Origin of the sequence: Chitinophaga sancti (assembly GCF_034087045.1) — a bacterium.
In the GTDB taxonomy this organism is placed as follows: Bacteria; Bacteroidota; Bacteroidia; order Chitinophagales; family Chitinophagaceae; genus Chitinophaga; species Chitinophaga sancti_B.
On the sequence record NZ_CP139247.1, the window covers coordinates 2,457,496 to 2,473,176 of the forward strand.

Here is a 15,681-nt window from a genome sequence, read left to right on the forward strand (position 1 = left end):
TATGCAATTCTCAGGAGTTCATTTATTTATGCGACACCCTCTTTGTGCTTCTGAGAGAAGCTATTTCTCCACTAATCATTTCCGGCAACGATTGCGTAAATAAAATTTCCCCGATCTATTCTTTTGCTTAAAACTTTGTGTAGCTTGGCACCTATTAGTGTCAGTAAGACACCGAAGACGACAACTGCAGTTTGTGTAATTTCCATGATTATGAGCGGCGTTTTTTTACTGTAGACTGGCCCATAAACCAATAGCAGACCGCGCCCTGCTATCCAATTTGAAAATTGTATAAAATTCCATCAGGTATGAAAAAGTATGAATATCACCACCTAAGGGTAAGGTTCTCATTGTTGAATGCTATTACAAAATCGTAGTATCGCGAAACCTTTACTGGATTAAAGTTCTCACACAGGGATAAAAACTAGGACTCACCCATTGAAATTGTGGGCCGCATGCCTGCTATAGGCATACCTCCATGCGCTGACTATCCCTCATTGTATATGCCTTAAATAATACGGGCAATGTTTAAAAATCTACCATGTATCCTGATAAGGATAACAGGATTGCTATTTCTATGTTCCACGGCCCTGGCACAGCAGCCAACCACACCTGCTATGCCGGCAAAAGAAATTATCTTAAAAGGGAAGATCTATGACGCGGATGAAAGATCCGGACTTCCGGGAGTAACGGTTCGCGTAAAAGTAGGCAATAAAGGAACCACTACTGCTCCCGACGGATCTTACACTTTGAAGGTCCACGAAAACTCTACCATCATTATTTCCCTCATCGGGTATGTTCTCCAGGAAATCGCTGTCAACAAACAGGAATCGATCGATGCTTTTCTCGAAAAAGACGTGAAGTCCCTGAATGAAACCGTCATCATTGGTTATGGTACGCAAAAGCGTGCGAACGTACTGGGCTCAGTGGCAGTAGTAAATACTGCCGAAGTAGAAGATCTGCCAGTAGCCAACCTGGCTACAGCCCTGCAAAACAGGGTGCCCGGTGTATCTATCAGCCAGTCGTCCGGCCGCCCCGGTTCCACTACTAACCTCACCATCCGTAACCCTGTCACCTGGGCCGCTACCGGCGCTTCTACAGATCCGCTTTATGTAATAGACGGTTTCCAGATGACGAAGGCCGACTTTGACAACCTGGATGCAACCATGGTAGAAAGTATTTCCTTCCTCAAAGATGCTGCGGCCTCTATCTATGGCGCAAGAGGAGCAAACGGTGTGGTACTGGTGAAAACGAGGATGGGTAAACCCGGCAAACCACGTATCAGCTATGCTGGTTCCTATGGCTTGTCCAATGCGACTTACATCCCTGAAATGCTCTCCGGCTTTGATCAGGCAACCATGCTCAATAACAAGTATACCAGCCTCAAAGATGCCAACACTGCAAAATATTATACCGACGATGAACTGACTTATCTCAGATCCCATAACTACAACTGGATCGATGATGTCTGGAAAAAATCACATCTTACCCGCCATACCATCAATGTAAGCGGTGGTAGCGAAAGAGTGACTTTCTTCACCGGTGCTAACTACTATAAAGAAGATGGAAATGTAGGTGACCTGTATAGCAACAAATTTGGCGTGCGCCTGGGTATCAATGCCAGGATCGTCGATAACCTGACTGCTACTGTATCCTTTGCTACAGATAACTCCATCGTGAACAGGCCCACACCTAAAACCGTTCAATCAGGTCTTACCGAGCAGTCAGACCAGATGAATGCTACCGTGAGTGCACTGCTGCTCACACCCGGATGGGTGCCTATGTATATCGATGGTAAACCTGTTTATTCCTCAGTGCCCGGCTGGAGCCCTTCAGAACTGGTGAAATCGGGTAGTTATGCCAAAACTAAATCACAGGGCCAGACTATCAACGCTGCCCTGGATTATAAACTGCCGGCCATCGAGGGATTGTCTTTCCGCGTACAATATGGTCGCAATTCCCGTACTGATTTCGGCAAGGAATACTATGTTCCTTACTACCTCTACAATTTTATCAGGGAAGGTGTGCATGTAACCACACAGAACGTGATCTTTACCAATCAAACTACCACTACCAACCCGACTACATTTATCAAGAATGGTAATGTGATGCTGGAGAATTACGGTGGTTCCAGCAACTATCAGCTGGATGAAATGATCACCTACGCCCGCACTTTTGGTAAGCACGACATCAACCTGCTACTCGTAGCTGAACAGGCGGAATCACAGAGTGACGCTTTCAATACCCGTCGTGAAACGGTGGTGATCCCTGGTATCGATGAATTGTTTGCCTTTAGCCAGGACAAATCCTTGTATGACAACGGTGGATCCGCAGGTGAAACAGGCCGTGTGAGTTACCTGGGGCGTCTGAACTATGGCTTCTCTGAAAAATACCTGCTGGAAGCTACTTTCCGTACAGATGCTTCTCCTAACTTCCCTAAAGACTCCCGCTGGGGCTACTTCCCGTCAGTAGCTCTTGGTTGGAGAATTTCTCAGGAAAAATGGTTCCATCGCAGCGTGAAATTTATCGATGACCTTAAGATCCGCTTCCAGGTGGGGTTGACCGGTAACGATGCCGTGAAGAACTATCAGTACAAGGAAAGATACACCCAGACGACCGGTATGCTCTTCGGTAGCACTTACACCAGTGGTTTAAGTAACAACGATGTGCCCAATGAACACATTACCTGGGAAAAAGCCCTCTACAAAAACCTGGGCTTTGATGGTACCTTCTTCAACTCTAAATTCAACTTTGCAATAGACCTGTGGCACCGTTACAACTACGATATGTTGCAACAGCCTACTAGCACAGTGCCGACTACCTTTGGTACTGCCATTGCAGACCAGAACTATGGCAGACTGAAATCATGGGGTGCTGAAGCTTCCATCGGCTATAATGGTACCATCAATAAAGATTTCAGATACTTTGCTTCCATGAACTTCGGGTGGAGCGACAATAAAGTTATCCGCAAATACTATGGTGCCGGCGATACTGCATGGAAGAACCCAATTGGCCGCAGAACTGATAATGGGATGGAAGGATATAAGTCAACTGGAATTGTACGTACGACCAAGGATGCAGAAAACTTCCTGGCTGCACATCCCGGATGGACCATTGATGGGAACCCGCTCATTGCAGGGTATATGAACTACGAAGACATCAACGGTGATGGGAAAATAGATGCAAACGATAAAACCCGTATTGCTCCCAGAAGCAGCAGCATATTTGGAGTAGGCTTTAATCTCGGTGCCGGTTGGAGAGACCTGAAGCTGAGTTTTAACATCAGTCTGCAGGTAGGTGGCTACGAAGCATATGATAAGACGGCGAGAACACCACCCACAGAAAATGCCCGCGCACTCGGTATCTGGAAAGACTCATGGTCACCCACCAATACAAATGCAAAGTATCCTCTCATGAACTCACCACTCATCAGCGAAGTATCTGACTTCTGGGTACGTAGCGCTACTGCTATGCGTGTGAACAATGCACAGCTGTCTTACAGTCTGCCAAAAGAACTGTCAGCAAAATGGAAAATTCCTGAATTGCGCATGTTTGTAACGGGTACTAACCTGTGGGGGCTCATCAATCATCAGCCTTACAAAGATCCGGCTACCAACCTGGCGATTGACTACCCGGCATTGCGTACTTACACATTTGGCCTGAACCTGAGTTTGTAAAATTAACAACTATGCAAAGTAAGATCATCTATATATACATCTTCCTGCTGCTGGGGCTTTGCTCCTGTTCCAAGATACTGGACAAAACCGACCTCTCAGGTATTGATGAAACGGCCTGGAATAATGAATCTACAGCTACGCTGTACCTGAACAGGCTCTATGACATTGCTATGCCTACATGGCCAAACCTGCAAGGATCCGCTACTCTACCTACAGCTATTCACGATCTGGCAGACGACTATAATGGTGGTGATTCCAAGCTGTGGTATGGTACGCTGTCAGTAGACAATATCACTGACTTTTACGGTGGTAATGCGTCTAACAATGCATGGGCATATATCCGCAAAATCAATATCCTGCTTACTGAAATAGATAAGGGGAGCCTGGATATAGATACCAGAACCAAAATCAAGTCACAGGCATACTTTCTCCGTGGCTGGATTTACTTTCAGCTGGTGAAACTCTATGGTGGGATACCTTATCTGAACCATCCACAGGACTGGATCACAGAAGATCTGTATGTAAAGAGAAATAGAACTTCTGAGTGTATAGACTCCATCGCAAGAGATTTTGATATGGCAGTAAAATGTCCTGCCAGCTGGGGTAGTGCTGACAGAGGCCGGATTACCAGAGGAGCAGCATTAGGTATCAAAGGCCGTATGCTTATGTACTGGGCCAGTCCGCAGTTCAATCCAAACAGTGATCAGACCCGTTGGGAGCGTGCTTATCAGGCAAACAGACATGCGTATGATACCTTGCTCATAGATGGCTATACTTTATATTCCAGTTATGCAAACATCTGGCTGGATGAAGGCACTGGCAACAAAGAAGTGATCATGCTGCGTTCATTTGATGGAGCCAACAAAGCCAGTACATTTGACGATGCAGCCCGTCCTTACTCAGAGTCCAATGGGGGCGGTGGTGCTTACCAGCCTACCTGGGACATGGTAAAAGCATATCCTACCAAAGATGGCAAGTCTATCGACGATGCAACATCCGGTTATGACGCTGTATATTTCTGGAAAAACCGCGATCCCCGCTTTGATGCCACCATCGCATACAATGGCTGTACCTGGCCACTGAGTAATAAAACCAACCGCAGACAATGGAACTACACAGGAATGACTGATGATAAAAGTAAACCTTGTGTAACTGGTTTCTATTGCCGCAAGAATTGCAATACCGCTACCATAAAGGATAATACGAAACTGGGCAAAACGGACTGGATAGAATTGAGACTGGGCGAAGTGATGCTGAACCTTGCGGAATGCGCCAATGCCACCGGCCGTACACAGGAAGCCTACGATATGCTGATTGCGCTTCGCAAAAGAGCGGGTATCAATCCCGGGTCAGATAATATGTATGGTTTGCAGACAGGTTTGTCACAAGATGAACTGCGCACGGTGATCCTGAATGAGCGCCATATAGAATTGGCCTTCGAAGGGAAACGATATGATGATATGCGCCGCAATAAACTATTCGACAAATTAAATGGCACTACAAGAAAGATACTCACGATTGCCGTAAAAGCACCTTACACCGTAGCGATCCTTGAAAAAACAGACAGCGAAGGCATTATGCTGCGCGATAAGCTGGATATCAATGGTACTGACTATACCACTTATTTCACAGCAACAGTGGGTAACCTGGATACACAGCAGCCTATAAATTATCCTTCGAATTATTATTTTTACGGTATACCTACATCAAATATACAACGGAACCCATCGCTGGAACAGACACAAGGATGGAACAGCGGCACCTTTAATCCTTACGAATAATCTGAAATTAAATAACCGATGAAAAAGTATTTCATACTGGCAGCAATTTGTTTCGGGCATCATGCATTTGCTCAATATCCAACCATACCAAAAGCTGTACAGCAGGTCAGTGATTCCATGCTTGATGGTGCAAAGAAACATGCAGACGACATGTGGCAGAAAGCATTACCCATTGTGACCCAGGAAGCGCGCAATGGCAAACCATATATTCCATTTGCTTCCCGGCCTACTGACCTGCCACAGGCAAGCATCCCCGCTTTTCCCGGAGCTGAGGGCGGTGGTGCATACACCTTTGGCGGTCGTGGAGGTAAAGTATATGTAGTAACAAGTCTGGCCGACGAAGGACCCGGTACACTGCGTGATGCCTGTGAACAGGGGGGCGCACGTACCGTGGTATTCAACGTAGCTGGTATCATCCATTTGAAGACTCCCATTATCCTACGGGCGCCCTATATCACCATTGCCGGCCAGACAGCCCCCGGTGATGGCGTTTGTGTAGCAGGCGAAAGCTTCTGGATCGACACCCATGATGTAGTGATCCGCTACATGCGCTTTCGCAGAGGCGAAACAGCCGTAGGCCGTCGGGATGATGCATTGGGTGGAAATCCTGTAGGCAACATTATCATTGACCATTGCTCTGCCAGCTGGGGCCTGGATGAAAACATCTCCCTGTACCGGCATATGTACAACCCTGGAGAAGGTTATCAGGAAGAAAAATTACCTACCATCAACATCACCATTCAGAACTGTATTTCCTCCGAAGCACTGGATACTTACAATCATGCTTTTGGTAGTACACTGGGTGGTGAAAACTGTGCTTTCATCCGCAACCTCTGGGCTTGTAATGCAGGACGTAATCCTTCAGTGGGTTGGTTCAGCGTATTCAATTTTGTGAATAACGTAGTATTCAACTGGAAACATCGTACTGTTGATGGTGGCGATTATCGTTCACAGTTCAATATCATCAATAACTATTTCAAACCGGGTCCTGTTACGCCAAGAGATGAGAATGTAGGGCATCGTATTATTAAGCCGGAATCCGGCCGTAGCAAACTGAAATACCAGCAGTTTGGCAGATCATACGTAACCGGCAATATCATGGAAGGCTATGATAATATTACCAAAAACAACTGGGATGGTGGTGTACAGGTAGAAGACCTGCCAAATACGGGGCAATACACGGCAGATATGAAAGTAGATCATCCCGCCCCGATGCCAAAGATGACGATCCTTTCTGCGAAGGATGCTTATCAGTATGTATTGGATAATGCAGGCGCTACGCTGCCAGTGCGTGATCCTGTGGATAAAAGAGTGGTAGAACAGGTGCGTACCGGTAAGATCATTTACAAAGACAATACCGAGTCTAAAATTGGTAGTGAATATATTAAGCGCAGACTGCCCCCGGATTCTTACAAGCAGGGTATTATTTATGACATTGCACAGGTAGGTGGTTATCCTGAATACAAAGGCAAACCTTACAAAGATTCAGACGGTGATGGTATGCCTGATGAGTGGGAAACTAAACATGGGCTGAATCCAAAAGATGCCAGCGACGCGGTGAAAGATAAGAATGGTGATGGTTATACCAATATAGAAGATTTCCTGAATGATATAAAAGGTGATAAGAAACCTTATACCATGATCATCAATGAGCGTGTTGCAAAGATTGTATCCACACTGGGTATTGATGACGATTCAAAGAATGATCAGGTACAATCTATTATTGCGCAGCAATATGTAGATATTAAAGATAACGAAGGAAAAAAAGATACAGTGCTCATGCGTGAGCTACACCAGCACTACCTGTCCAGGCTGTCTTCCGTATTAACGACTGAACAGGTCACAAAAGTAAAGGATGGCATGACTTACAGCATACTACCTGTCACTTACAATGCTTACCTGGATATGCTGCCTAACCTGACACCTGCGCAACAGCAACAGATCATGACATGGCTGATAGAAGCCCGTGAACATGCGATGGATGCAGGTACATCTGAACAAAAACATGCGGTGTTCGGTAAGTACAAAGGTAGGATCAATAACTATTTATCAGCATCCGGTATTGATATGAAAAAAGCGGAAGCAGACTGGAAGAAACGTAGGAATGAAAAATAAGATCTTATGGTTGCTGGTATGTTGTATGCCACTTACAACAACGGCACAGCAAAAAATTCAACCATCGGTATCGGTGAGTAAAGAAGGGCGTCTGGTGTATACATCAGACGCCTTAGGCAATCGTATACCTGACTATTCCTATTGTGGATATATGGGTGGGGATAGTACGATCCCGGATGTGTCTGCACGTATAGTGGTACCTGTAGGTGGTGATATACAGGCAGCGATCGATCAGGTAGCGGCTGCTGGTGGTGGTGCGGTGTTACTTGAAAAAGGTACTTATCAGGTGTTTGGCTCTTTGCGCATCAATACTGGAAATGTAGTACTGAGAGGCAGTGGGCCTGAAACCATTTTGCTTGGAGCAGGTACAGACCGGGCACCACTCATTCGCATAGCGGGTGTGAATAATAAGCACTACAATACAACAGTAAATATCACCGATGCCTATCTACCTGTAAATGCAACTACGATCAATGTGGCGCAATCTGTTTTCAAAGCGGGAGATAGGGTGGAAATCAGCCGTCCCTGTACAAAAGCATGGATCGCACAATTAGGTACGGAACATTTTGGCGGCGGCATCACGGCCTTGGGCTGGAAGCCAAACGAGCGCGTGATTCACTGGGATCGAAAAGTACTGGCTGTTCATGGCAATCAGGTCACACTGGATGCACCTTTGACTACGGCACTGGATACAACCTACGGTATTGCTACCATTAGGGCTTACCAATGGCCGGGGCAGATAACACATGTGGGTGTGGAAAACCTCCGTTGTATATCTGCTGTTGATGAAATGCGGCCCAAAGATGAAGATCATCGCTGGATGGGTATTACCTTCGGAAATGCGACAGATAGCTGGGTCAGGCAGGTCTCATTTGAACATTTTGCCGGTTCAGCAGTGGCCATATGGGAAACTGCGGGTCGTATTACGGTAGAAGATTGTATCTCATTAGCCCCTGTGAGTGAAATTGGGGGGCAGCGCAGGAATACCTTTTTTACTGCCGGTCAGCAAACGCTTTTTCAGCGCATCTATGCACAATATGGCTATCATGATTTCGGGGTAGGCTACTGTGCAGGTGGGCCTAATGCATTTGTACAATGTGAATCCTGGATGCCGTTTAGTTATAGCGGTACATTAGATAGCTGGGCCTCCGGCGTATTGCTGGATAATGTGCAGGTGACAGGGCAGGCATTGGGGTTTCCGGATAGAGGGCAGGATGGGCAGGGTGCTGGCTGGTCAGCGGCGAATAGTATGCTCTGGCAATGTGCGGCTGCAAAGATCATTTGTCCTGCGCCACCGGGGGCCATGAACTGGTCATTTGGTGCCTGGGCACAGTTTCAGGGAGATGGGTATTGGAATAGTTCCAATGAATACATCAATCCACGTAGTTTGTATTATGCACAGCTGGCAGACCGGTTGGGGAAGGATGTATCGGATAGAGCGAGGTTGATGCCTGCTACATCGGAGGCTTCAAGTAGTCCGTCACCTCAGCAGGCGGCGGAATTGATTGCCCAGTCAAAGGAGCCGGCCTTGACATTGCAGGAATGGATCACACAACAAAAAATGATCGAAGTCAATACAAAAGGAATCAGGATAGCGCCTGTCAAAAAAAATGGATTAGTGCGTGCCAATGCGGATGTTATCCACATTCAAAATGGAAGAATACTAAAAAATAACCAGCTCCTCACCGGTGGCCGTCATGAAGAACCCTGGTGGCGGGGTGGTATCCGTCCTGAAGATGCAAAAGAAGCCGTACCTGCACTCACCCGTTTTGTACCCGGCCGCACCGGCACTGGTTTTACAGATGACCTGGATAGCGTAGTCAACTGGATGCAACAAAAGAACATCATCGCCTTTGATCACAACTACGGTCTCTGGTATGAGAGAAGAAGAGATGATCATGAACGGGTATTGCGCATAGATGGCGATGTATGGCCTCCATTCTATGAACAGCCTTTTGCACGCAGTGGTGAAGGCACAGCATGGGATGGACTCAGCAAATATGATATCACGAAATACAATACCTGGTACTGGACCCGTTTACAACAGTTTGCATCCAAAGGCAAGGTATTGATTCACGAAAATTACTTCCAGCACAATATTATCGAAGCAGGTGCGCACTATGCAGATTTTCCATGGCGCCCTGCGAATAATGTGAATAATACAGGTTTTCCGGAACCACCACCATATGCAGGTGGCAAGCGCATCTTCATGGCAGCGCAGTTTTATGATACGACTCATCCGGTGCGTCGTGCTTTGCATCAGGCATATATTCGGCAGTGTATGGAAAGCCTGCGTAGCTACAGCAATGTGATACAACTGATAGGTGCAGAGTTCACCGGGCCTTTGCACTTTGTGCAATTCTGGGTCAATACCATTGATGCGTATAAAAAGGATCATGCATCCTCCTGTATCATAGGTCTCAGCACAACAAAGGATGTACAGGATTCTATTCTGCAAAATCCAGTTTATTCACATGTCATTGACCTGATTGACATTCGCTACTGGTATTATCAGCAGGATAGTAAAGCATATGCTCCACAGGGAGGTCAGAACCTGGCGCCCCGGCAGCACGCACGGCTGCTAAAACCTAAAAAGACCAGTGAAGAAATGGTGTACAAAGCAGTGCGTGAATACAGGGAGAAATATCCTGAGAAAGCAGTCATCTACTCAGCAGACAGTTACGATCGTTTTGGGTGGGCGGTATTGATGGCAGGAGGATCCCTGGCGGACATTCCTGTAATAGAGGTGCCCGGGTTCTTAATAGCCGCTGCCGACATGCAACCTGTAGATATGCCCTGTGTAATGGCACTGAAGAATACGGCAAACGAATACATCATTTACTGTAATACAACTACAGAAATAACAGTAGATGCAGGCGTAAAGGGCACTGCCCGCTGGATAGATGCAAAGGATGGACACCTGATCAGTAACAAAAAGATCAGTAGCTTTAAATTTCATAACCCACAACAGTCTCCCGCTGTGTTATGGATAAGCCGCAAATAGTTTAAGCATGAAATGGAATACACTGTTATACTTATTATTACTCCCGTTCTTCACTTACGGGCAAAGTAAAACCCTGCCACTGAAGATCTCAAAGGACGGGCACTTTTTTCAGACAGCTGATGGGCAGCCTTTCTTCTGGTTAGGAGATACCGGTTGGTTATTGTTTACCAACCTGAATGAATCGGAGGTAGATCATTATCTGGCCGATCGCCAGCAGAAAGGATTCAATGTGATCCAGGTAATGCTGTTGCCAAAGCTGGCCGCCGTGAATCAAAAAGGAGATTCCGCATTGTTGAAAAGCAATATTGCTGCACCTCAGAAAAAGTACTTCGATTTCGTAGCAACTGTCGTTGATAAAGCTGCGGCCAAAGGACTCTACATGGCATTGGTGCCGGTATGGGGAGGGGCTGTCAAAGAAGGCAAGGTGTCGCCAGCCGCTGCTGCTAATTATGCGCACTTCCTCGCTACCCGTTTTCATGATAAAAAGAACATTATCTGGCTGAATGGTGGCGATATCAAAGGAAGTGACTCTTCTGCGGTATGGAATGCTATTGGCAATACCCTGCACAAAGAAGACTCCGTACATCTGATGACCTTTCATCCGAGAGGCCGTGCCCAATCTTCCGACTGGTTCCACCATGCAGCCTGGCTGAATTTCAATATGTTTCAGTCTGGCCACCAGCGCTATAACCAGGATACGACAAAAAGAAAATACGGCGAAGATAATTTCAGGTATGTACAGGCAGATTATAAACTGACACCTGTAAAACCAGTATTGGATGGAGAACCATCTTACGAAAGTATTCCACAGGGTTTGCATGATCCAAAAGACCCTTACTGGTCAGATAAGGATGTGCGTCGTTACGCCTACTGGTCAGTATTTGCCGGTGGTGCCGGGTTTACCTATGGACATAATTCAGTGATGCAGTTTCACAAAGCAAAAGAGAAAGGCGTATATGGTGTAAGAGAAGTGTATACAGATGCACTCAATGCACCGGGAGCAGGTCAGATGAAATACCTGAAACAATTATTGCTCTCCCGTTCCTACTTTGATCGTGTACCTGATCAGTCATTGCTGGCAAAGGATACAGGTACGCAGCATCAGCGCATTCTGGCTACAAGAGGAAAGACATATGCCTTCTATTATACTGCTACTGGTCGCAGTATTCCTGTACAGTTAGGAAAGATAGAAGCGGGTTATATCAAAGCATCGTGGTATGATCCACGCACCGGGTATACCTCCCGGATAGGCACATTTCCAAACAAAGGCGTGAAAGTCTTTGACCCACCGGGCAAGGAAGAAGAAGGGAATGACTGGGTATTGATCTTAGACAGGTCTTAAAGAATTCAATGCTTCCAGCTGAAAATTACATCTGATTCCACTTGTTATGCGACCTATATCATTACTACTTATTTTCTGTATGGCCTGCCGCTCCGGGAAGGATGTGTACCTCTTCACATCTTTCCGGGAGCCCGGCCAGGATGGCCTTCATTTGTTATATAGCCACAATGGCTATAACTGGACGGACATTCCCGGCTCATTCCTTACACCCACAACAGGTGGAAAAATCATGCGGGACCCCAGTATTCAGCAAGGCCCTGATGGCACATTTCACCTTGTATGGACGAGTGCCTGGAAAGGTGATAAAGGCTTTGGTTATGCAAGCTCCAAAGACCTGATCCACTGGTCAGACGAACGATATATTCCCGTGATGGAACATGAACCCACAGCTGTAAATGTCTGGGCGCCAGAACTCTTCTATGATGATGAAAATAACCAGTTCCTCATCATCTGGAGTACCACCATTCCCAATCGTTTTCCCAAAGGCGCCGAAGAAGAAAACAACAACCACCGGCTGTATTATACCACCACACGGGATTTCGTGACCTTTTCACCTGCAAAGCTCTTCTTTGACCCGGGCTACAGTGTGATAGACGGTACGATCGTAAAAGAAGCGAACCACAGGTACATACTGGTGGTTAAAGACAACACCCGTCCTGAAAGGGATATTAAGGTGGCATTCAGCGAGCATGCTACAGGTCCATTTCAGGCGATTTCAGCGCCTTTTACAGATAAACTGACTGAAGGCCCATCCGCGACCAAAGTAGGGAAGGAATGGCTTATTTATTACGATAACTATGGCACACACCATTACGGCGCAATAAAAACAATCGATTTCAAAAGCTTTACCGATATCTCAGCCAAAGTCTCACTGCCAACCGGACATAAACACGGCACCATATTCAAAACCACGAAAAGGGTCCTGAAAGGACTTTTATCCCAAACCAAATAAAATGCGAGTATCCCTCACCATCCTCCTGACCATTTGTTGTGCAGTCACGTACGCACAAGACACCACACATCATCCACCCGATTCCATGAAGGTGCGCGACCTGAATGAAACCGTCGTAATCGGGTATGGCGTTGTTAAGAAAAGAGATCTCACCGGCGCTGTATACACCATCAAAAAAGATGTGATTATGCAGGCTCCTGTGGCCAATCCGCTGGAATCCCTGCAGGGCAGGGTACCCGGTATGGACATTACCCGCAGCAGTGGCGCTCCCGGCGCCGGTGCGGATGTGCTCATCAGGGGCACCCGCTCTATTGCAGGCGGTAATGGTCCATTGTACATTATTGATGGATTGCAGGGAGGCAGTATGTCTTACCTGAATCCTTCAGACATCGAAAGCGTGGAAGTACTAAAAGACGCCTCTGCCACCGCCATTTATGGTTCACAGGGGGCAAACGGGGTAGTCATCATCACTACTAAAAAAGGAAAACCCGGCAAGACAAAAGTATCCTACAATGGTTACTATGGTGCGAACGGATATACACAATATCCGGCCCCCCGTATGGGTGAAAGCTATCTGCAGCTGAGAAGAGAAGCCTGGAGGGCCAGCCTCAATCCCGGCGAAACCTTACCTGACGATGCCACCATCTTTGCCAACCAGGGTGAGTACGATGCTATTCAAAAGGGCCAGTGGGTCAACTGGGTAGACCTCCTGATGCACAACAGCACCCAGCAGAGTCATTCCGTATCCGTCAGCGGCGGCACTGACAAAACCAAAGCCTTTATGTCTTTCGGCTACTACAGGGAAAACGGCGCATTGAAGTATACGAACCTCACCCGCTATTCTGTACGATTGAACCTGGATCAGGAGATCTCCCGCTTTGCGAAAGCCGGTATCCAGAGCCAGATCAATTATACTTCCCTCAACAAGCGGAAGGATCCTATGAGCGTCGCCTTGTCTACCACCCCACTGGGTGTGCCTTACGATGCATACGGTAATGTAAACGTTTATCCGGTAGCAGGAAATACCAACACTATTTCTCCGCTTACAGATGACAGAGGGCCGACAGTGGCCACGGATCAGACAATCGGTGCGACTGTGTTCATGAATGGTTACCTGGATGTCACACCGGTTAAAGGACTGACTTTCCGCTCTAATTTCGGCACCTTCCTCAGCTTTAACAGGGACGGTATTTTCCAGGCAGCGACCTCTCTGAACAGGGCAAGTGATGCCACCAGTTATACCTCCATCACCAATGGCAATACCCGGTTCTACAACTGGGACAATGTGCTTACCTACAACCTGAATAAAGGCGACCATGCCATTACCATCACCGCCCTGAGCAGCTATACCCACAAGGATGCCGACACCAGTAGTGCATCAGGTGTAAAGCAGGTATTGGGAACACAACTTTTTTATAACCTGGACGCAACAGAAGCTACCAGCAGAAAACACCAGTCTACTTACAAGGGTGCTGCTACTATGTCTTATGCCGCCAGAATTAATTATAGCTATAAGGGTCGCTACCTGTTTCAGTTCAGTGAAAGAATGGATGGTGCTTCCCGGTTGGCCGAAGGACATAAGTGGGCTGGATTCCCTTCTGTCTCTGCAGGTTGGAGAGTAAGTGATGAACCATTCATGCGCAATGCACGTAACCTCGATGACCTGAAGCTGAGAGTGACATATGGTGTAGCAGGTAACTCAGCTATCTCTGAATATGGCACCCAGTCAGGTCTCACACAGGCAAACAATATCTCGTTCGGCGAGGTGCCTGCATCCGGATATGTGTTCAATAGCACTATCGGGAATACCAATCTTGGTTGGGAACTGTCTGCTACTACAAACGTAGGGCTGGATATGTCTTTCCTGAATAGCCGTATCAATGCCAGCATCGATGCGTATAATACAAAAACAACCAAACTGTTATTACTCAGAAGCCTGCCTGTATCCACAGGCGTATCATCTGTATACCAGAATATCGGTTCTACCAACAATAAGGGAATAGAAATCGCATTGAACACGGTGAATATTGCCCACAAACATTTCAAATGGACATCCACCATTACGTTCACAACGAACAGGGAACGAATCAAAAGCCTGGTAGGGAATAAAGATATAATTGATAAGGAAACGAATTCCCTGCTGCTGGGACATCCGGTGCATTCATTTTATACTTACCAGAAGCGGGGTATCTGGCAGACGAACGAAGCGGACAAAGCTGCTGCACTCACCATGGGTGGTACAGCTTTTAAACCCGGCTCCATTAAACTGGCAGACGTGAACCGTGATAGTGTTATTAATGACGCGGACCGCAAGTATTTAGGCTCTACTGTACCTAAATGGTCTATCGGCTGGCAGCATACATTTAACTACCGTGCCTTTGACCTGGGAATATTCGTTGTCGCCCGCTGGGGACAAATGATCTATGGTGAATTTCTGGGTCGTTATAATGCAGGCGGAGAAAATGGAGGTCCTGCTTTTGTGAACTACTGGACACCGGAAAACCCGACCAACGATTATCCCCGGCCTAAGAAAAGCACCAAATTCAGTGACTATGCAGGTTATCAATCCATGCTTTATATAAACGGGTCTTATTTCAAGCTAAAGAATATCACACTGGGTTACACTTTGCCACATGCAGTGAGTAACAGGCTTTCTATTGAGAACCTGCGTGTGTATGCCACTGCTGCTAACATATTTACAAAGGCACGTAGCCACCTGCTGAAATATTATGATCCGGAAAGAGGGGGTGCTGAATCATCACCATTGAGCAAACAGGTAGTAGTAGGATTAAATGTGGATTTCTAAACCGAAA

At 46.7% G+C, this 15,681-nt stretch carries 7 protein-coding genes; all 7 read left to right on the top strand.

Annotation, left to right across the window (positions count from 1 at the left end):
- Positions 1 to 521 precede the first annotated feature (521 nt).
- The 7 genes from SIO70_RS10385 (at position 522) to SIO70_RS10415 (ending at position 15,674) form a co-directional block, all read left to right on the top strand.
- The gene (locus SIO70_RS10385; protein ID WP_320580799.1) at positions 522 to 3,674 is read left to right on the top strand and encodes a TonB-dependent receptor; all 3,153 of its coding nucleotides are present in this window, start codon (positions 522 to 524) and stop codon (positions 3,672 to 3,674) included.
- 11 nt (positions 3,675 to 3,685) lie between these two features.
- Positions 3,686 to 5,455 (top strand): RagB/SusD family nutrient uptake outer membrane protein, encoded by a 1,770-nt coding sequence (locus SIO70_RS10390; RefSeq protein WP_320580800.1) that lies wholly within the window; start codon positions 3,686 to 3,688, stop codon positions 5,453 to 5,455.
- Positions 5,456 to 5,473: 18 nt separating this feature from the next.
- Positions 5,474 to 7,570: a DUF3826 domain-containing protein gene (locus SIO70_RS10395; RefSeq protein ID WP_320580801.1), complete on the top strand. Its 2,097-nt coding sequence runs from the start codon at positions 5,474 to 5,476 to the stop codon at positions 7,568 to 7,570.
- Positions 7,560 to 10,574 (top strand): DUF6298 domain-containing protein, encoded by a 3,015-nt coding sequence (locus SIO70_RS10400; protein ID WP_320580802.1) that lies wholly within the window; start codon positions 7,560 to 7,562, stop codon positions 10,572 to 10,574. The genes SIO70_RS10395 and SIO70_RS10400 overlap by 11 nt, the downstream gene beginning before the upstream one ends.
- A gap of 7 nt (positions 10,575 to 10,581) precedes the next feature.
- Positions 10,582 to 11,916, top strand: a complete 1,335-nt coding sequence (locus tag SIO70_RS10405; protein WP_320580803.1) for a glycoside hydrolase family 140 protein — start codon at positions 10,582 to 10,584, stop codon at positions 11,914 to 11,916.
- 79 nt (positions 11,917 to 11,995) lie between these two features.
- Complete coding sequence (locus SIO70_RS10410) at positions 11,996 to 12,868, top strand: glycoside hydrolase family 43 protein (protein ID WP_320580804.1); 873 nt, start codon at positions 11,996 to 11,998, stop codon at positions 12,866 to 12,868.
- Position 12,869: 1 nt separating this feature from the next.
- On the top strand, positions 12,870 to 15,674 hold the full coding sequence (locus tag SIO70_RS10415) for a SusC/RagA family TonB-linked outer membrane protein (RefSeq protein ID WP_320580805.1): 2,805 nt from the start codon (positions 12,870 to 12,872) through the stop codon (positions 15,672 to 15,674).
- Positions 15,675 to 15,681 lie beyond the last annotated feature (7 nt).